An 18776-nucleotide genomic window follows, 5' to 3' on the forward strand; every position below is an offset into this window, starting at 1 on the left:
TTATAACTTAAATAATTCTTCACCTTTTACAAATGTATTAGTGACTTTACCTTGGAGTTTTTTGTCTTCAATGGAAGTGTTTTTCGATTTAGAGATAAGTTTATCTTTTTTAACAACCCATGGCTTATCAATATCTACAATGCAAAAATCTGCTTCATTACCCACTGAAAGATTACCTTTATCAATTTTTAAAATTTTTGCAGGGTTTGATGTTAAGGCTTTAATTATGATTTCTAATTTAACAGAACCATTGTGATATAACTCCAAACTTAGTGATAAAAGCGTTTCTATTCCAGAAGCTCCAGTAGATGCTTGTGAAAACGTTAATCTTTTTTGCTCTTCATCTTCTGGTTTGTGATCAGATACAATAACATCTATCGTTTCATCTTTTAATCCTTGCACTAGAGCAATTCTATCTTCTTCAGTTCTTAATGGGGGTGATAATTTTAAGAAAGTTCTGAAATCTCCTATATCATTTTCATTTAATGAAAGGTTATTTATGGAGACACCTGTCGTAAATTTAACTTTATTTTTTCTTTCTTCAATAATTTCAACTGATTTTGCGGCTGAAATTTGTGATATGTGATATCTACATTTAATATTTTCAAGCAACGTTAAATCTCTTTCAATAATTATTCTTTCGGCAACGGCAGGTATTCCAGATAATCCAAGTTTTGTTGCAATAATTCCAGAATTAATCATTCCATTTTTGGATAAATCATAATCTTCAGCATGCTGCATGATTAGTGTGCCCAAATCTTTAGCTGAGTTCATTATACGAGACATCAGTCTAGTATTTTGAATTGTTTTAATACCATCAGTAAATCCAATTATTCCTCTACTTTGAAGTAGACCAAATTCAGTCATGGCAGTTCCTTCAATATTTTTTGTAAGGGCGGCACTTGGAAAAACATTAATTTTAGATTTATCTCTTCCACGTCTTTTTAAAAAATCTACTATTGAAACGTTATCAATAATTGGGTCTGTATTCGGCATAGTAACAACTGAAGTAACACCTCCTGCAAGTGCTGCATTACTTAGAGTTCTAAAATTTTCTTTATATTCATAACCAGGCTCACCTGCAAAGACACGCATATCAACAAGACCAGGGAATATATAATTGCCATTCAAATCTATTACTTTTTCTCTTGATGGAATGTTGTTAGGATTTACCTTTTTACCAATAGCTTCAATTAAACCATCTTCTCCAATAATCAATCCACCGTTCTCATTGATAGAGTTATGAGGGTCAATTATATTTGCATTTATAAAGTATTGTTTTTTCATTTATTCACAAAATATTTTTAAACAAGCCATTCTAACTGCAACACCTAGTTCAACCTGTTCCTTGATCACGCTTCTGTTAATGTCATCTGCCAATTTTGTGTCAATTTCGATCCCTCTATTCATTGGGCCTGGATGCATAATCAAAGCATCATCTTTTGCATGAGCAAGCTTATCTGGAGTTAGTCCATAATATTCATAGTATTCTCTATTTGAAGACAAGAAAGAACTAGTCATCCTTTCATTTTGTAGTCTCAGCATCATTACAATATCACAATCTTTCAGACCTTTTTTCATATCTGTAAATGTATTAACGCCAAACTTTTCTATTTCTTTTGGCATTAAGTTTGATGGTGCAATAATATTAACTTCTGCACCCAACATATTTAGAAGATAAATATTTGATCTTGCAACACGTGAATGAGTTATGTCACCACAAATCGCAACTCTTAAACCTTCAATTTTCTTTTTACGATTTATAATTGTTAAAGCATCTAATAAAGCTTGAGTAGGGTGTTCACGGCTTCCATCACCAGCATTAAGCACTGCACAATTTACTTTTTGAGATAAAAGATTACATGCACCTAAATCTTGGTGTCTAATTACAATAATATCTGGATGCATTGCATTTAAAGTCATTGCGGTATCTATTAGTGTTTCACCTTTCTTAACCGCAGAGTTCGCCATGTTCATTGACATAACATCTGCACCTAATCTTTTTCCGGCTAATTCAAATGAACTTTGTGTTCTAGTGGAGGGTTCAAAAAACAAATTGATTTGAGTTTTACCATTTAATACATTTAATCTTTTATTTTTACTTTGATTTAATTTAATGAAGCTTTTAGCTTCTTCTAAAATGAGATTAACATCACTAATTGATAGATCTTGAATACCTAGGAGGTGTTTTTGAGAAATCTTAATAGCTTTATTTATTTTGGTTGCCATTAAAATTAACTCTATAACTATTAACCATCATTATGGCAAGTATTAATTATTTAAAAAGTCTATTGCCCCTTGTAAAATAAAGGCTGCAGCGTTTTGATCAATTGTTTTAACTCTTTTTGAAACATTAACGTCTAATAAACTTGATAGATTAAATGCGCCAACTGTTGAAAGTCTCTCATCCCACAAAATTACTGGTAGGTCTATAGATTTTGATATATTTGTTGCAACGTCATTAACTGATTGAGCAGATCTACCTAGACTGCCATCCATATTAACTGGGTTCCCAACAATTATTCCACCAATATTATTATCTTTAATTATTATCTTAAGTTCATCAATTAGTTCGTTTGTGTTGGTTTTGTTTATGGTTTTAAAGGGTGTGGCTATGGATTGTCTTTCATCACAAATTGAGACACCAATTCTTTTAGATCCTAAATCTAAACCAATAAACCTCACCTTATTTAAGTGTTTTATTTTAAAATCTTCAATTGTGATCATATTGTATATTTTACACTTAAGTGATAGTTTGCCGACATATTTAATTACCACATGACAATTGATCTTAAAACAATAAAGCATATATCTAAATTATCAAGAATCTCAGTTGATGATGCAAAAGCTAATAAATTAGCTGGAGATCTTAACTCTATATTTGATTTCATTGAAAAATTAAATGAACTCAATACTGACAATGTTGAGCCTTTAACCTCTGTTGCAGAAACCACATTAAAATTAAGAGCTGATGAGGTTAAAAGTGGAAATATAAGAGATCAAATATTAAAAAACTCACCAGAAGAAAATGAAGATTTTTTTGTTGTACCAAGGGTTGTTGAATAATGTCAAATATTACATCATTCACATTAACTGAATTAGTTAAAAATATTAAAGATAAAAAAATTTCTTCTGAAGAAATTACCAAAGCTTTTATTGATAGAGGAGAAAAGTCTAGAGATTTAAATGCTTACATAACAGAAGATTTTTCTAATGCACTTGAGAAAGCTAAAAGTTTTGATCAAAAACCTAATTTTGATTTAAAGCTTCCAGGTGTTCCAATGGCTGTTAAAGATTTGTTTTGTACTAAAGATTTAAAAACAACAGCGGGTAGTAAAATTTTAAATAATTTTATTCCACTGTACGAGTCTACTGTTACTCAAAATATTTGGAATGAAGGTGCAATATTACTTGGTAAGTTAAATTGTGATGAATTTGCAATGGGCTCATCTAATGAAACTAGTTTTTTTGGAAATGTACAAAGTCCAATAGATAAAGGTTTAGTGCCAGGTGGCTCTTCAGGAGGCTCTGCATCAGCTCTAGCAGCTAATTTAACACCTATTACAATTGGAACCGATACTGGTGGCTCTATTAGACAACCTGCTTCATTTACTGGTACTGTTGGATTAAAGCCAACCTATGGAAGTTGTTCAAGATATGGAATTGTTGCTTTTGCTTCTTCATTAGATCAAGCAGGACCAATGTCTAAAGATGTAAAAGATTGTGCATTACTTCAGGAAATAATTAGCACTTATGATGAAAAAGATTCAACTTCAATTGATTTTAAAAGAAATGAATACAGTAAAGAATTAACAAACAATATTAAAGGTAAGAAAATTGGAATTCCAAAAGAATATAGAGTTGATGGAATGCCAAAAGAGATAGAAGATTTATGGACTAAGGGAATTGAGTATGCAAAAGATTGTGGTGCTGAAATTGTTGAAATTTCATTACCTCATACGAATTATGCTCTACCTACTTATTATATAGTAGCACCCGCTGAAGCTTCTTCAAACTTAGCTAGATATGATGGCGTTAAGTATGGTTTTAGATCTAAAGGTGAAAACCTTATTGATATGTACGAAAAAACAAGATCTGAAGGTTTTGGTAGCGAAGTTCAAAGAAGAATAATGATAGGAACATATGTTTTGTCCTCTGGTTATTATGATGCTTATTATCTAAAGGCACAAAAAGTTAGAAAATTAATTAAAAATGATTTTGATGAAGCTTATAAAAAAGTTGATGCAATTTTAACTCCATCGACACCAAGTGCTGCTTTTAAAATTGGTGAAAAAACTAATGACCCAGTTTCAATGTATTTAAATGATATATTCACAGTTCCAGTTAATTTAGCTGGATTACCGGCAATTTCAATTCCAGCAGGAGTAGATGTTAAGGGTTATCCATTGGGACTTCAAATTATTGGTAAAGCTTTTGATGAACAAAATATTTTAAACATTGCTTATGCTATGGAAGAAAAAATCCAGTTTAAAAATAATATTACTGATTGGTGGATTAGATAGATGACTAAAGATAATTCAGAATATTTAATTGAAAGAAGAGATAATGTTTACGAAGTGGTAATCGGTCTTGAAGTCCATGCTCAAGTTACATCAAATTCAAAATTATTTTCATCATCATCAACAACTTTTGGTGCTGAACCTAATACACAAGTAAGTTTAGTTGATGCTGCATTTCCAGGAATGCTTCCAGTTATTAATGAGTACTGTGTAAAACAGGCAATTAAAACAGGTATAGGCTTAAGAGCTCAAATTAATAAAAGATCAGTTTTTGATAGAAAAAACTATTTTTATGCAGACCTTCCACAAGGTTATCAGATTTCACAATTTAAATATCCAATAGTAGGAGAGGGTACAGTTGTTCTTGATATGGCGCATGGTCAAAAGGAAGTAGGGATTGAAAGATTACATTTAGAACAAGACGCTGGAAAAAGTATTCATGATATGGACCCACAAAATACTTTAGTTGATTTAAATAGATCAGGTGTAGCTTTAATGGAAATTGTTAGTAAACCAGACATGAGAACTCCAGATGAAGTTAGTGCTTATGTAAAAAAATTAAGATCTATTATGAGATACCTTGGTACGTGTGATGGAAACATGCAGGAAGGCTCTTTAAGAGCTGACGTTAATATTTCCGTTAGAATTAAAGGTTCTGATAAACTTGGAACTCGTTGTGAGATTAAAAATGTTAACTCAATTAAATTTATGCAAATGGCCATTGATTATGAAGCTAATAGACAAGTTGATTTAATTGAAGAAGGTAAAATAATCGATCAAGAAACAAGATTATTTGATACCAAAAAAAATGAAACAAGATCTATGAGATCTAAAGAAGATGCTCATGATTATCGATATTTTCCAGATCCAGATTTACTACCATTAGAGGTAACTGATGAATTTATTGAACAATTAAAAGCAGATATCCCAGAATTACCAGACGATAAGAAAAAAAGATTTATTGATGAATTTAAAGTCTCTGCTTACGAGGCTACAATATTAGTATCAGATATTGAAACAGCGAAATACTTTGAAGAAGTAGTTGCTAAAATGGGCAAAAACCGAGATATGAAATTAGCCGTTAACTGGATTACAGGTGAATTATTTGCTGTTTTAAATAATAAAAATTTAGAAATTACACAAAGTCCAATAAGTGCAAAAAATTTGGCAAAATTAATTAATCTAATTAAGAATGGAACAATTTCTGGAAAAATAGCTAAAACAATATTTGAATTAATGATGGATGGAGACATAGATCCACAAATAATTGTTGAAGAAAAAGGTTTAAAACAAGAAAGTGACCCTAAAGCATTAGAAGCTTTAATTGATAAGATTATCAATGATAACAGGGAAAAAGCTATTGAATATAAAAATGGTAAAGAAAAGCTATTTGGTTTCTTTGTAGGACAAGCAATGAAAGCTTCAAGTGGTAAAGCTAATCCTCAATTAATAAATGAGATATTGAAGAAGAAACTTTAATATCATGGGTAAGAACCTTGAAATTACTAAAAAACTTGAAAAATATATAAATAATTTCAGTTTAAAGTTAAATCCCATTCAGCAAGAAATAATCGATTATAACAATACACTTGGGGACGTTAAGAGAATGCAAGTTGCGACATCTCAGTGTCATTTTCTTCATTTGATTATAAAAACTTCTAACATTAAAAATGTACTTGAGATTGGTACTTTTACTGGGTTAAGTGCACTTTCAATTGCTCTAGCATTACCAGATGATGGTAAACTTACAGCATTAGATAAAGACAAAGAGACCAACAAGATTGCAGTAAGTTTTTTTAAAAAAGCTAATCTGGATAATAAAATTCAAACAATTGTTAAGCCTGCATTAGAGAGTTTAGATGAATTAAAGAATAGTAAATTTAATATGGTTTTTATTGATGCTGATAAAATGAATTATAAAGAATATTATGAAAGATCACTGAAGTTATTAGATAAAGGTGGATTGATTATTATAGACAATGTTTTGTGGCATGGTGAAGTCGCTGATGAAGATAATTTAGATAAATATACAATAAATATCAGAGATTTTAATACTTATGTTGCAAACGATAAAAGAGTGGAACAAATCATTGTCCCTTTAGGTGACGGAATGACTGTTTGTAGAGTGTTATAATGTTTGATGTTTATGGTTTTTACAAATTTAAAAAACTTACCTTTTTAAAGAAAAATAAGATTTTACTACAGGATTTTTTAATTAAAAAAAACATCAGAGGAACAGTAATTATAGCTAGTGAAGGAATAAATGCAACAATCTCAGGAAAAGCTAGCGATCTAAAGTCAACTATCACAAAGATTAAAAAAATATTAGATTTTAAAAAGTTTGATAGTGAAAATATTTCAAATAGTAAATTTCAACCATTTCACAAACCAAAAGTTAAGATTAAAAAAGAAGTAGTCCCTATGGGTCTTTCCTTATCATCAAAAAATAAAAAAGATAATCATATTGACCCAAAAAAATGGAATAAGTTAATTAATGATAAAGAAACATTAGTTTTAGATTCAAGAAAACCATTTGAATATAATGTTGGGACCTTCAAAAGATCGATTAATCCAGATGTTGACAATTTTAGAGAGTTTCCAAAATACTTAAATAAACTAAAAAAAACAAAATCAATTGCAATATTTTGTACTGGTGGAATAAGATGTGAGAAAGCTTCAGTATTTTTAGAAAAAAAAGGTTTTAAAAATGTTTATCAATTAAAAGGTGGAATTTTAAATTACTTAAAAAACGTTAAGAAAAAAGAAAGTCTATGGAATGGGGAATGCTTTGTTTTTGACAACAGAATCAGTGTTAAACATGGATTGGTAACTGGAACATACTCAATATGCAGTGGATGTAGAAAACCTGTTTCACCAAAAGATAAAAAGTCTAAAAAATATGAGGAGGGTGTTTCATGCGTAAACTGTCATGATAATTTAACTCAAACTCAAAAAGAGAGATTTCGAATGAGACAAAAGCAAATAAACCTTGCAAAAAAGAGTGGTTCAAAGCATATATTTCAAAAAGAATTTAAATAGGAAAACAATTGTCTAAAGCCATAAATTTAACTAAAGATCCAATTTGGTCATTACTTAAAAAAGTAACTATACCAGCTAGTGTTGGTTCTTTGTTTCAAACATTCTATAATTTAGTTGATACATGGTTTGCAGGTAGAATTTCTGCAGAAGCTATAAGCGCAATAGCTAAATCTTTCCCAATATATTTTGTCATCATTGCTGTTGGTGTTGGTATTGGTGCTGCAACGAACTCTTGTATAGGTAATTTATTAGGTGCTAAAAAAATTAATAAAGCATCACTATTTATTGCCCAATCATTAATTTTTGCATTAGTTACTTCAATTGTTGTTACTTTATTTGGATTAAATGCTTCTGATTTTCTCTTGGGTGTTATGGGCTCTGATGCTGCTGGTATTGCTTTAACTAGAGAATATTTAGATATAATTTTTTATGGAACATTTATAGTTATGATCCAAATCTCTTTAAATGGAGCTTTGAATGCACAGGGTGATACCAAGAGTTATAGAAATGTTCTTATCTTTAGTTTCTTTTTAAATATTTTATTAAATCCATTATTTATTTGGGGATACGGAATTGTTCCAGCTTACGGCATAGGTGGTCTTGCAATAGCAACTGTTATTGCTCAATCTATTGGTACTATTTATTTAGCTTATAAAATTAACTCGTGTAAATTAAGAAAGTATTTATCTATTAAATGCTTTATTCCTAAATTTATTCTTCTTAAAGAATTGTTCTCTCAAGCAATGCCTATAATGATTAGCATGTTATTTATTGGTGTGGGTATTTTTAATATTTTATATTTTATTGGACAATTTGGTGATCTTGCAACAGCGGGCTATGGTGCGGCTTTAAGAGTTGAGCAAGTTTTTTTACTTCCAGTAATTGGTTTAAATACAGCAGTACTTTCTATTGGTGGACAAAATTTTGGTGCTAAAAATTATAACCGTATTAGAGAGCTTTATACTAAGGCATTATTTTTTGGATCTTCATTCATGGCTGTAGCGGGTATCATTTTATTCTTTGGAGCAGAGTTTTTTGTATCTCAATTTACAGATAATGCAGAAGCCATTTATCATGGTGCTATATATTTAAAAGTTGCTGCATTAATTGCTCCTATTTATCCTGTGTTCTTTATTACAACGGCAGTTTTTCAGGCACTTAAAAAGCCAGTTTACAGTCTTTACTTAAGCGTTCTAAGATTAACCGCATTCCCTTTCTTATCATTGTGGTATGTAATTAATATTAGAGGCGGAGATTACGCAGATATTTTTTACACCATCATGGCAACCAATTGGTTTATGGGTATTGCAGTAATCATCTTTATTGGATACTTTTTAAATAATGTTTTTAAACAAAAGAAAAGCCATTTTTCTTATTAGTGTCTTTGCGCTAATATGTATTTTAACTATTAATCAGGTCAAATCACAAACAATTAAAATTGTTGATGGAGATACAATTCATCTTAATGGAAAAAAAATTAGATTTACTGGAATAGATACACCTGAATTGAAACAAAGTTGTCTTAAAGAAGGTGTAAAAAATCCTTGTGGAGTTACAGCAAAAAAAATCCTTATTGATAAAATTGGAAATAATAATGTTGAATGTATTAGTGAAGGAAAAGATCAATACAAAAGAACACTAGCAGAATGTTTTGTTAATAATGAAAGTCTATCAAGCTATTTAGTAAGAAGTGGCTATGCATTTGCGTACAGAAGATATTCAAAAAAGTTTGTATCAGATGAGGATTATGCAAGAATCAATAAAATTGGTATGTGGTCTATGGAGTTTGATTACCCTTGGGATTACAGAAAATCTAAGAAAAATTAAAGTTAGCAGGGGCGTTCTGTTACCTGGTGCCCCAGAATTCTAGTTAATCTCTTGTTTATTAATTTTAAAGAGCTTTTCACCCAAAGGACTGATTGGGTCCTGAGGTGTAGGCTTGATTTTAGTTTTTTCCTCAACAATACTCAGTAGTTTTTTAGCAAGTCCTTGACGTCTAAACATGGGATTAACAAAGATGTATTCAACTTCAGCTTCAGCGTTATATCTAACAAAACCAAGTGTAGTATTAATGTTTTTAAAGGTAATTACACCATCATTTAGATCAACATCATAATTTATATTATCTAAATTATTCATTAATTATTACCATCTTGCTCAAGTTTTTTTTCTAATTTTCTTACAAAAAATGAAACAATTAATATCAAAATTAAATATTCTAAAATTAAGAATGTATAAATTTCTAATGGTCTATAAGTTGACACAACTAATTCATTAGCTTTTCTTGTTAAGTCACCAATACCTATAATTGATACTAATGAAGACATTTTTAATACATATACAAACTGGTTACCTAATGCAGGTAAGATATTTTTTATTGCTTGTGGAAGGATTACTAATCTTAATCTTTTATAAAAAGTTAACCCTAGTGACGAACCTGCTTCCCACTGTGATTTTTTAATTGAATTTATACCAGCTCTAAAAATTTCTGCTTGAAAAGCACTTTCACTTATTGCCAGTGCAATTATTCCAGACACAAATGGACTGAAACTTAACCCAGTCATGATAGGTAGACCGTAATAAATCCATAAAATTAAAACAAGCAACGGTATAGCTCTTACAATTTCTACATATCCAATGTTTATGTATGTTAAAAATTTATTCTTAGCTAAGGAAGGTATTGCAACAATAAAACCTAAAATTGCAGAAATAATTATAGATATTACTGAAATATAAATGGTTGTTGTTAAACCACTTAGTAAAAATTTTAGATTAGTTAATCCCTCAACATTATTAGGTGATAGAATAAACCACCCTAACTCTTGACCACTACAAGAGTTAAGGGGTAAAATTAAAAGTAAAAAAAGTAAATTTTTCACTCTTAAAGTTATAATGAATTAGAGATTAATATCTAATTTTTTATAAGCTTTTTAAATTATACTTAGCAAGTAGTTTATTAAAGAAACCAGATGATTTCTTATCCTTAATCCACGCATTAACATAATCATTCCAAACCTGATCATTTTTACCAACCATCATTGCTAAAAAGGCAGGATTTTTCTCTCCATCTGGAACAATTGCTAATTGAGGGTATTTTATAACTAATTTATTGGCCTCTGTTGAACTTGTAATGTTTCCATCTGCTCTTCCAGCTAATACTTCTTGAAAGTCTCTTGCAGGTGATTCAACCGATTGCAATTTAGATTTTGGAAAAAATTCTTTAGCTTTTTCTTCTTGAGACGTCCCAAGTGTTGTAGCAATAGTTACACTTTTATTGTTCAAAGAGTTCCACGTTGAATATTTTTCTAAATTCTTTTTAAGTACTAGTGGAACAGTTCCATACTTGTAGTAAGTATCTGTAAATCCAGCAACTTCTGCTCTTTTTGGAGTTTTGGTTACACTTGTAGAAATATCATATCTTCCTGCAGTAATTCCTGAAACAATAGTTTTCCATTCAGTGGGTACAAAAGTAATTTTTACACCCATATCTTTTGCTAATTCATTCATTACATCAATATCAAAACCAACATACTTATTAGTAGCTGGATCCTTCATTGTCATTGGATCCCAGTCGCCTGTTGTTCCAACTTTTAATTCACCAGAAGATATAATCTGATCAAGTTTAGTTTCTGCGTTAAGAGAGAAGGGTAAAAGTGCTAATAGCACCACAAAGAGTATTTTTTTCATACACTTCATATAGCAAAGATTTAAGAAAATATAAGGTTATAACCTTGACGCACTATCACTCATCCAAGAGTGTAAATGTTGAGAAAAAGAGCGTCTAACAAATAAATTTACCTCATTTATTTCCGTAAGATGAATAATTACATCAATATGCGACAGTATTGTTTGAACAACTGAACCTTTCTTATTTTTAAATTCATTAAAGTTAAAAGGAGATCCAGTGGCAAATAAATCAAAAACTTTACTGCCTTTTATATTCAACATTACAAATTGGTCACTCACATCAGTTACTGCACCTAATTTAACTTTAGATATATTTTTTATCAATTCATCTTCAGCTTGATAAGTATTATTATCCTCATTCACAGTTTCATTTGATATCAACATCCATTCATCAGGACTTAACCAAAATGCAGTTAATTTCTCTGCTGGTGTAGACGTATTAGCCTCAGTAGGTAAGACCATATTAAGATTTTTACCAATAGCTGTAATAAAATCTTTTGTTTTACCTCTTATAATCAATTTCATAATAGGTTTAATTTCTTTAATCACTAAATCAGAATAAGTCACATCACCTTTAATAGAAGTTCTATAATTAAGCATTTAACCTCACATTTTCTTTATCAAAAAAAACAGGGTCAACAATCGTTACATTAATATTTTTATCTTCCATAGGAATGAATAACTTTTGACCTAGCATATTTTTTCCACCTCTAACTACAGCTAGTGCAATTGATTTATTCAAATTAGGGCTATAGTAACTTGATGTTACATGACCTAACATTTCAACAGGTGTTCGGTTTGTATTAGCAACTATCTGAGCTCCTTCTTCTAAAACTTCACTTGGATTATCTGTCACTAAACCCACTAATTGTTTTCTATCTTCTTTCATGGTGTCTGACCTATAAAGAGATCTTTTACCAATAAAGTCATATTTCTTTTTACTAACAATCCAATCCATTTGTAAATCTATGGGAGTCATTGTTCCATCAGTATCTTGGCCAACAATAATAAATCCTTTTTCAGCTCTTAATAAGTGCATCGTCTCAGTACCGTAAGGAGTGATGTTAAACTCTTCACCTGCTTCCATGCACTTTTTCCATAAGTCTTCACCATAGTTTGCCTGAATATTGATTTCATAACTATGTTCACCTGTAAAACTAATACGCATAATTCTACATTTAATATTATCAATTTTCGTATTCTTGAAAGACATATGTGGAAAGCCTTCATCTGAAAGATCAAGATTAGGTATTAACTTATTTAGAATTTTTTTACTATTTGGACCACATATACTAGCTGTTGCATAATGATCAGTAACTGATGACAAATAAACATCCAGCTCAGGCCATTCAGTTTGAAGATAATCTTCTAATTTTCCTAATACATTTGCAGCACCACCAGTTGTTGTTGTCATAATATAATGATTTTCATCAAGTCTAGTTGTAACACCATCATCATAAACCATACCGTCTTCGTTAAGCATTAAACCATAACGACATTTTCCTATGGCTAGTTTTGACCATGCATTTGTATAAACTCTATTTAAAAATTCTGAAGCGTCAGTTCCTTGAATGTCAATTTTACCAAGTGTTGAAGCATCTAATATACCAGCACTATTTCTTGCAGCTTTACTTTCTCTTTGAACTGCATCATGCATAGTTTCATTATTTTTTGGATAGTACCAAGCTCTTTTCCATTGACCTACATTTTCAAATTTAGCTTTATTTTCTATATGCCAGCCATTCATTGGTGTTCTTCTAAATGTATCAAAATATTCACCAACGTTTCTCCCAACAATAGTACCAAATGTTAAAGGTGTGTAAGGGGGTCTAAACGTTGTAGTTCCAAGCTCACCCATCTTAACATCAGCAGTTTCTGCAATAATACCAAGGGCATGCATATTACCAAGCTTACCTTGATCAGTACCCATTCCAGTTGTTGTATATCTTTTTACATGTTCAATTGATCTAAAGCCTTCTCTAAGTGCTAGTTTAATATCTTTTGCAGTTGCATCATTTTGATAATCAACGAAAGGCTTTGTTTTTCCTAAAACTTTATCAGATGGAAGTAGCCAAATATTTCTAATCTCATTATCTTTAGGACAACTTATTTCTAAATTATCAAATTCAGTCTCTTTTATATTAAGAAATTCTTTTAAAGATTTTGTAGAATTTTTTATAATGTCATCTAATTCAAAATCTCCATTACATGAGCCAATGCTAATTTGCTCAGATGGGTATTCATTTGGTATAAAAACTTGATCTTTCTCTCTAAATTTTAATTTACCACCTGATTGGGTAAATAAATGAACAACTGGCGTCCATCCACCAGCAATAGCCAGACAATCACAATCAAGATTAATTTTCTCTGAACTTGTAAAAGATTGTCCATTTCTTGATAATTCCATTATCGTAATTTTATTAATTTTTTTATAACCTTCTGTGTTTACAACTGTGTGAGATCTGTAAATTTTAATCCCCAAATTCTCTATTTCTTTAGTAAATGCAGTATTAGATTTTTCTCTAATATCTATAATAGCTTCAACCTTAATTCCTTTTTTATTTAATGAAATTGCACTTTCATAAGCTGTATCATTATTAGTAAAAAATATATTCTTTTGACCAGTTGCAACACCATAATAATCTGCATATTTTTTAACCGCAGATGAAAGCATAATGCCTGGTCTGTCATTATTGTTAAATACCAGAGGTCTTTCTAAAGAGCCAGTAGCAACAATAACTTTTTTAGCTCTAATTTTTAATAACCTTTGTCTTATTTTTTTATTTTTTTCATTTTTAGGAAGATGATCAGTTAAGTTTTCTCTTGCTAATAAATAATTGTACCCATGATAAGCGGCAACACTAGTTCTTGTTTTAATTTCTAGATTTTCAATTTTTCTTAATTCGTTAATTTCATTCTCTAACCACGCAGAAGAATTTTGATCATTTATTTTTATATGTTCTGAATTTTGAAAAATTGTAGATCCTCCAATTTCATTTTTTTCATCAAGTAATAGTGTTTTAAGATTATTTTTTGCTGCAGTTTTTGCAGCTATAATTCCACTAACACCAGCTCCAATTACCAAAACATCACAATGAATGTATTTATGATCATATATGTCAGGGTCAGGCTCAGTTGGTGATTTTCCTAATCCAGCAGAATGTCTTATAACATATTCGTACTTTTCCCAAAAGTTAGCAGGCCACATAAAAGTTTTGTAATAAAAACCAGCAGGCAGAAGGGGCGATAAGAAGTTATTTATACCTCCAATATCAAAGTTAACACTAGGCCAACAGTTTTGGCTAGTTGCTTCAAGCCCATGGTATATCTCAAGTTCTGTTGCTCTAACATTTGGTTCAGTTAGTGCTGTGTTATTATTAACTTGTACTATTGCATTGGGCTCTTCAGACCCAGAGGTCATTATTCCTCGTGGTCTATGATATTTAAAACTTCTCCCTACTAAATGAACATCATTAGCGAGTAGAGCTGAAGCAAGAGTATCACCTTTGTATCCAAAATAAGCTTTGCCATTGAATTTAAAAGAAACTTTATAAGTTTCATCAATATATTTACTGTTTGTAACTCTTAAATTTTTAAGCATTAATTTATTTTAAAGGAGGTTTTTCACCCATTTTATATATGGCTTTAATTTTGTCATTAGAAGTATCCCTAACCATGTTGAACCATTTTCTACAACCATGTGCATGGTTCCATCTTTCAAATTGAATACCTTTAATATTTTTTCTCATAAATAAGTATTCTGCCCATTCATCATCACTTAGTTCTGTAGGCTGTTTAGGTCTTTCAATATGTGCTTCACCACCAGCTTTAAATTCACTTTGTTCACGTTCACCACAAAAAGGACAGGTAATTAAAAACATTAGTGAGCTACCGCCGCTGCACCATGTTCATCAACAAGGTCTCCACTAATAAATCTATTTAAGTTAAATGCTGCATTTAACTTATGTGGTTCATCGTTTGCTATTGTGTGAGCGAATAAATCACCCGATCCAGGTGTTGCCTTAAACCCACCAGTTCCCCAACCACAATTAAAGTACAAACCCTTTACAGTTGTTTTGCTAATAATAGGACTAGCGTCTGGGCAGATATCTACTATTCCACCCCATTGTCGAAGCATTCTCATTCTACTAAAAATTGGATAAAGTTCTAAGATTGCATTCAATGTACCCTCCACAATATCATGACTACCTTTTTGTGAATAAGAAATATAATCATCAGTACCAGCACCTATTACAAGTTCACCTTTGTCAGACTGACTAACATAAGCATGAACAGCGTTAGACATTACCACTGTATCAATAATTGGTTTAACTGGCTCTGAAACTAAAGCTTGAAGAGGTTTGCTTTCTAACGGTAACCTTAAGCCTGCCATGTTCGCTAATACACTTGAATGACCAGCTGCAACTACACCAACTTTTTTAGTTTTTATATAGCCTTTTGTTGTTTCGATGCCTTCTATTTCATCACCGTTTCTTTTAATTCCTTTAACTTCACAATTTTGAATTATATCAACGCCCATTTCATCTGCTCCTCTGGCATATCCCCAAGCGACAGCATCATGTCTTGCTGTACCAGCTCTTCTTTGTAAAGTTCCACCTAGTACGGGATATCGAATATCTTGTGAAGTATTAATGATAGGACAAAATTTTTTAACTTCTTCAGTGCTTAAGTAAACTGCATCTATGCCATTTAATCTATTAGCATGTGTTCTTCTTTTTAAATCCCTAACGTCTTGTAAGTTATGCGCAAGATTCATTACACCTCTTTGACTAAACATTACATTATAATTTATTTCTTGAGATAAGCCTTCCCACAATTTTAATGCATGATCATAAAGACCAGCGCTAGCATCCCATAAATAATTGGATCGTATAATCGTAGTATTTCTTCCTGTATTACCACCACCAATCCAGCCTTTTTCTACAACAGCAATATTTTTCATATTATATTTTTTTGCTAAATAATACGCAGTTGCTAAACCATGACCACCACCACCAATAATAACTGCATCATATTCTTTTTTTATAGTGGGATCTTTCCAGGCTTTTTGCCAATTTTCATGATAGGAAAAAGCATTTTGGACTAATGAGAATATTGAATACTTATTTTTCATAATATTATTCAAGAATTACTTTATAAATATTGAATATTCAATACAATCGGTTATATCAATGTCGCAGTGGAAGAGTGGGTGAGAGGCTGAAACCAGTCGTTTGCTAAATGACCGTGCGGGGAAACTTGTACCGAGGGTTCGAATCCCTCCTCTTCCGCCATTAAAATAAAGGGTGATCTTTAAAAAAGTTCTTCATTTTAATAGGCTTTTTTTCCAAGATATATCTATACACATTATAGTTTTCCATAACACGCTGGACATAATTTCTTGTCTCTTTAAACTTAATTAATTCAACCCAATCTATAAAATCAACTTGTTTTTTTTGTGGGTCTTTATTTATTTTTTTCCAATATTTAACTCTTTTTGGACCCGCATTATATGCTGCTGTGGCAAAAGGGTAGGCACCATCATACTGTAAAATTAATCCTGCTATATAATGAGATCCAAGATTGATATTATATTCAGGATCAGATGTTAATCTTGATTTTGAATAAGGAAGCTTCGCTTGTTTGGCAACCAGCTTAGCAGTGTAAGGCATCAATTGCATTAAACCTTGTGCACCCGCATGACTGTTAGCCGTCATATCAAATTCACTTTCTTGTCTAATCAATGAAAGTATAAATGCTGTCTCAGGTATTTTTCTACCATTTACATATTTAGGTGTGCTTATTATTGGGTAGCTAAAGTCATTGTGAAATCTTTTTTCATATGAGGCTAATTTTGAAATTTGTATCGCAAAATCATATCTTGATATATTAGTTGCAAGTTCTGCAGCTAAAATCTCGCTACCGCTGTCAATATTATCATTAGCAATATGTTTTAAAATATTTTTTGTATACTTATCTTTATTTAATTCATCTAAAAGATAAACAATTTTTACTAAGTCATTTTTATAAAAGTATTTTCTATATTCATCTGTAATTTTTTGTTGTTCTTCAAGTTCAAATTTTTCATTAGGTTTGATTTTTAAATGAGCTAATTGACCATAATATGTTGTTAAATACTTAGTTGCTTCCTCATACCATTGCTGAGATTGCTTTTTATCACCAATTTTTTCATATGCTCTTGCAAGCCAGTAGGCACCTCTAGATAAACTTATAGGATAGCTTACGTTTTGATAAAAGTTATTGAAATGATCTATTGCTAAAATAGGATCATCCAAAAAACTTAAAGCAATCCATCCACTCAGCCATTCTGCCTCAGCAAATTCTGGACTTTTATCAAGAGAATGTTGACTTGCAACCTTGTAAGCTGACTCATATCTTTTTTTATATATAAGAGCACGCGCCATAATTGCTCTTTCTTTCCACCATTTATCGGGTCTAACTAAATAATCTTTATTATTTTTTATTTTAAGAAGTATTTCTAATGAGTCATCAACTCTACCTCTTTTTCTTCTCCATTTTAAACGATCATAATTTAATCCAGAGTTATTTTTTAATCTATTAGGAACATCTCTAATTGCTTTATCAACACCATATGATTTACTCATTAGTATTTGTCTAGCCGTATAAAGTAATTCGTAGTCTTTAGGTAAATACCCTAGCATTCTTTTCAAATCCCAAGATTTGCCCTCCCAAGCTAAATAGTCAGCTCGTTTAATATAGTCATCTGCATTTAAATATTTTTTATATTTTTTTCTAAAAAATTTCATATTAGCTCTATTTAGATCTGCGGTTATCCATCCATCTTTAATTAAAGAAGTTCCCTTTTTTATATCACCAGTTTGTATAAAACTTTCTCCAAGTATTAATTTTCCATAACCACTTAATGGTTCACCTGAGTCAAACCAGTCTATTATTTTTTTTGGTGAAATCTTATCTGTTGAAAGTTTGTGCTCAGCTAAATAACGAATTCTACCAATTCTAGGGTAATTTTCATTACGTTTAATAAATGACAAATAATCATAAAAACTTGCTTGATTACCTGTTGTTAATAAATGTTTCCATTGTATAAAATTATAAATAGATTTATCTTTAGCCTTTTTTGATAAAGATAAGGCACTTGTCCATTGACGTTTTTCCACAGCCTTAACAGATTTTTTAGCAATATTAAAATCTTTCTGACTATAAAATTTTGATCTTGTTTTTTTTGCTGTAGATAATTTTTTTATTATTAAAGGTTTATTTCTTGGTATTATAGAGTTATTTTTTTTAATTTTTTTTTTAACTGTCTTAGTGATTGTTTTTTTTATTTTTTTTATGGGTTTAGATTTAGGCTTAAGAATACCTTGCGATATCATTTTATTCTGAATTTCATCGCTTAAAGTAGGTTTTTTTAAAGGAATTATTGATATTTCAACGGCATGTAAATTTCCTATTATTATTGAACTTAATAATAATGATTTTATAAAAAAAAATATCTTTCTGGGCATAAATTTACTAAATGAATCTTTA

18 protein-coding genes and 1 tRNA gene are annotated in these 18776 nt (G+C 30.6%); 8 read left to right on the forward strand and 11 right to left on the reverse strand.

The features are described from left to right. From pyrC to ruvX, 3 genes are read right to left on the reverse strand one after another with little or no spacing between them, the layout of a single operon-like run. The gene (pyrC, locus tag ABXT61_RS02905; protein ID WP_415315774.1) at positions 1-1287 is read right to left on the reverse strand and encodes a dihydroorotase; all 1287 of its coding nucleotides are present in this window, start codon (positions 1285-1287) and stop codon (positions 1-3) included. Continuing rightward, a complete protein-coding gene (locus tag ABXT61_RS02910; RefSeq protein ID WP_415315775.1) occupies positions 1288-2229 on the reverse strand; it encodes an aspartate carbamoyltransferase catalytic subunit in 942 nt (313 codons plus the stop codon). A gap of 42 nt (positions 2230-2271) precedes the next feature. Beyond that, positions 2272-2727, reverse strand: coding sequence for a Holliday junction resolvase RuvX (gene ruvX, locus ABXT61_RS02915; protein WP_415315776.1), 456 nt, complete (start codon positions 2725-2727; stop codon positions 2272-2274). 51 nt (positions 2728-2778) lie between these two features. On the opposite strand from ruvX, the gene gatC reads away from it, so the two are divergent. Genes gatC through ABXT61_RS02950 form a run of 7 tightly spaced genes read left to right on the forward strand, consistent with a single transcriptional unit; the run spans position 2779 to position 9386 of the window. After that, positions 2779-3066 (forward strand): Asp-tRNA(Asn)/Glu-tRNA(Gln) amidotransferase subunit GatC, encoded by a 288-nt coding sequence (gene gatC, locus ABXT61_RS02920; RefSeq protein ID WP_415315777.1) that lies wholly within the window; start codon positions 2779-2781, stop codon positions 3064-3066. Next, entirely contained in the window at positions 3066-4523 is a 1458-nt protein-coding gene (gatA, locus tag ABXT61_RS02925; RefSeq protein WP_415315778.1) for an Asp-tRNA(Asn)/Glu-tRNA(Gln) amidotransferase subunit GatA, read from the forward strand. The genes gatC and gatA overlap by 1 nt, the downstream gene beginning before the upstream one ends. Then, the gene (gene gatB, locus ABXT61_RS02930; RefSeq protein ID WP_415315779.1) at positions 4524-5999 is read left to right on the forward strand and encodes an Asp-tRNA(Asn)/Glu-tRNA(Gln) amidotransferase subunit GatB; all 1476 of its coding nucleotides are present in this window, start codon (positions 4524-4526) and stop codon (positions 5997-5999) included. It begins immediately after the preceding gene. 4 nt (positions 6000-6003) lie between these two features. After that, positions 6004-6654: an O-methyltransferase gene (locus tag ABXT61_RS02935; protein WP_415315780.1), complete on the forward strand. Its 651-nt coding sequence runs from the start codon at positions 6004-6006 to the stop codon at positions 6652-6654. Further along, a complete protein-coding gene (locus tag ABXT61_RS02940) occupies positions 6654-7559 on the forward strand; it encodes a rhodanese-related sulfurtransferase (RefSeq protein WP_415315781.1) in 906 nt (301 codons plus the stop codon). The genes ABXT61_RS02935 and ABXT61_RS02940 overlap by 1 nt, the downstream gene beginning before the upstream one ends. 8 nt (positions 7560-7567) lie before the next feature. Then, on the forward strand, positions 7568-8938 hold the full coding sequence (locus ABXT61_RS02945; RefSeq protein WP_415315782.1) for an MATE family efflux transporter: 1371 nt from the start codon (positions 7568-7570) through the stop codon (positions 8936-8938). Next, positions 8901-9386: a thermonuclease family protein gene (locus tag ABXT61_RS02950; RefSeq protein ID WP_415315783.1), complete on the forward strand. Its 486-nt coding sequence runs from the start codon at positions 8901-8903 to the stop codon at positions 9384-9386. The genes ABXT61_RS02945 and ABXT61_RS02950 overlap by 38 nt, the downstream gene beginning before the upstream one ends. A 39-nt stretch (positions 9387-9425) precedes the next feature. Here ABXT61_RS02950 and ABXT61_RS02955 read toward each other — a convergent pair whose 3' ends face one another. From ABXT61_RS02955 to ABXT61_RS02985, 7 genes are read right to left on the reverse strand one after another with little or no spacing between them, the layout of a single operon-like run. Beyond that, complete coding sequence (locus tag ABXT61_RS02955; protein WP_415315784.1) at positions 9426-9698, reverse strand: GNAT family N-acetyltransferase; 273 nt, start codon at positions 9696-9698, stop codon at positions 9426-9428. After that, the gene (locus tag ABXT61_RS02960; RefSeq protein ID WP_415315785.1) at positions 9698-10438 is read right to left on the reverse strand and encodes an amino acid ABC transporter permease; all 741 of its coding nucleotides are present in this window, start codon (positions 10436-10438) and stop codon (positions 9698-9700) included. Before ABXT61_RS02960 ends, ABXT61_RS02955 begins: the two co-directional genes overlap by 1 nt. A 40-nt stretch (positions 10439-10478) precedes the next feature. Further along, positions 10479-11246: an ABC transporter substrate-binding protein gene (locus tag ABXT61_RS02965; RefSeq protein ID WP_415315786.1), complete on the reverse strand. Its 768-nt coding sequence runs from the start codon at positions 11244-11246 to the stop codon at positions 10479-10481. A 36-nt stretch (positions 11247-11282) separates the two neighbouring features. Next, a complete protein-coding gene (locus tag ABXT61_RS02970; protein ID WP_415315787.1) occupies positions 11283-11846 on the reverse strand; it encodes a sarcosine oxidase subunit gamma in 564 nt (187 codons plus the stop codon). Continuing rightward, entirely contained in the window at positions 11839-14847 is a 3009-nt protein-coding gene (locus ABXT61_RS02975) for a sarcosine oxidase subunit alpha family protein (protein WP_415315788.1), read from the reverse strand. Before ABXT61_RS02975 ends, ABXT61_RS02970 begins: the two co-directional genes overlap by 8 nt. 4 nt (positions 14848-14851) lie before the next feature. Beyond that, positions 14852-15127 carry a sarcosine oxidase subunit delta gene (locus ABXT61_RS02980; RefSeq protein ID WP_415315789.1) on the reverse strand — a complete coding sequence of 92 codons (276 nt, stop codon included), beginning with the start codon at positions 15125-15127 and terminating at the stop codon, positions 14852-14854. After that, a complete protein-coding gene (locus tag ABXT61_RS02985; RefSeq protein ID WP_415315790.1) occupies positions 15127-16380 on the reverse strand; it encodes a sarcosine oxidase subunit beta family protein in 1254 nt (417 codons plus the stop codon). The genes ABXT61_RS02980 and ABXT61_RS02985 overlap by 1 nt, the downstream gene beginning before the upstream one ends. A gap of 68 nt (positions 16381-16448) precedes the next feature. On the opposite strand from ABXT61_RS02985, the gene ABXT61_RS02990 reads away from it, so the two are divergent. Then, positions 16449-16540: transfer RNA gene (locus ABXT61_RS02990), tRNA-Ser, on the forward strand. Here the strand turns inward: ABXT61_RS02990 and ABXT61_RS02995 are convergent. After that, on the reverse strand, positions 16541-18754 hold the full coding sequence (locus ABXT61_RS02995) for a lytic transglycosylase domain-containing protein (RefSeq protein ID WP_415315791.1): 2214 nt from the start codon (positions 18752-18754) through the stop codon (positions 16541-16543). Positions 18755-18776: the final 22 nt, after the last annotated feature.

This window comes from Candidatus Pelagibacter sp. Uisw_137 (assembly GCF_047720245.1).
Classification (GTDB): Bacteria; Pseudomonadota; Alphaproteobacteria; order Pelagibacterales; family Pelagibacteraceae; genus Pelagibacter.

Bases quoted from the DNA above. Each gene is read 5' to 3' on its own strand.
- pyrC (WP_415315774.1), bottom strand. From the start codon at position 1,287: ATGAAAAAACAATACTTTATAAATGCAAATATAATTGACCCTCATAAC.
- ABXT61_RS02910 (WP_415315775.1), bottom strand. From the start codon at position 2,229: ATGGCAACCAAAATAAATAAAGCTATTAAGATTTCTCAAAAACACCTC.
- ruvX (WP_415315776.1), bottom strand. From the start codon at position 2,727: ATGATCACAATTGAAGATTTTAAAATAAAACACTTAAATAAGGTGAGG.
- gatC (WP_415315777.1), top strand. From the start codon at position 2,779: ATGACAATTGATCTTAAAACAATAAAGCATATATCTAAATTATCAAGA.
- gatA (WP_415315778.1), top strand. From the start codon at position 3,066: ATGTCAAATATTACATCATTCACATTAACTGAATTAGTTAAAAATATT.
- gatB (WP_415315779.1), top strand. From the start codon at position 4,524: ATGACTAAAGATAATTCAGAATATTTAATTGAAAGAAGAGATAATGTT.
- ABXT61_RS02935 (WP_415315780.1), top strand. From the start codon at position 6,004: ATGGGTAAGAACCTTGAAATTACTAAAAAACTTGAAAAATATATAAAT.
- ABXT61_RS02940 (WP_415315781.1), top strand. From the start codon at position 6,654: ATGTTTGATGTTTATGGTTTTTACAAATTTAAAAAACTTACCTTTTTA.
- ABXT61_RS02950 (WP_415315783.1), top strand. From the start codon at position 8,901: ATGTTTTTAAACAAAAGAAAAGCCATTTTTCTTATTAGTGTCTTTGCG.
- ABXT61_RS02955 (WP_415315784.1), bottom strand. From the start codon at position 9,698: ATGAATAATTTAGATAATATAAATTATGATGTTGATCTAAATGATGGT.
- ABXT61_RS02965 (WP_415315786.1), bottom strand. From the start codon at position 11,246: ATGAAAAAAATACTCTTTGTGGTGCTATTAGCACTTTTACCCTTCTCT.
- ABXT61_RS02970 (WP_415315787.1), bottom strand. From the start codon at position 11,846: ATGCTTAATTATAGAACTTCTATTAAAGGTGATGTGACTTATTCTGAT.
- ABXT61_RS02975 (WP_415315788.1), bottom strand. From the start codon at position 14,847: ATGCTTAAAAATTTAAGAGTTACAAACAGTAAATATATTGATGAAACT.
- ABXT61_RS02980 (WP_415315789.1), bottom strand. From the start codon at position 15,127: ATGTTTTTAATTACCTGTCCTTTTTGTGGTGAACGTGAACAAAGTGAA.
- ABXT61_RS02985 (WP_415315790.1), bottom strand. From the start codon at position 16,380: ATGAAAAATAAGTATTCAATATTCTCATTAGTCCAAAATGCTTTTTCC.
- ABXT61_RS02995 (WP_415315791.1), bottom strand. From the start codon at position 18,754: ATGCCCAGAAAGATATTTTTTTTTATAAAATCATTATTATTAAGTTCA.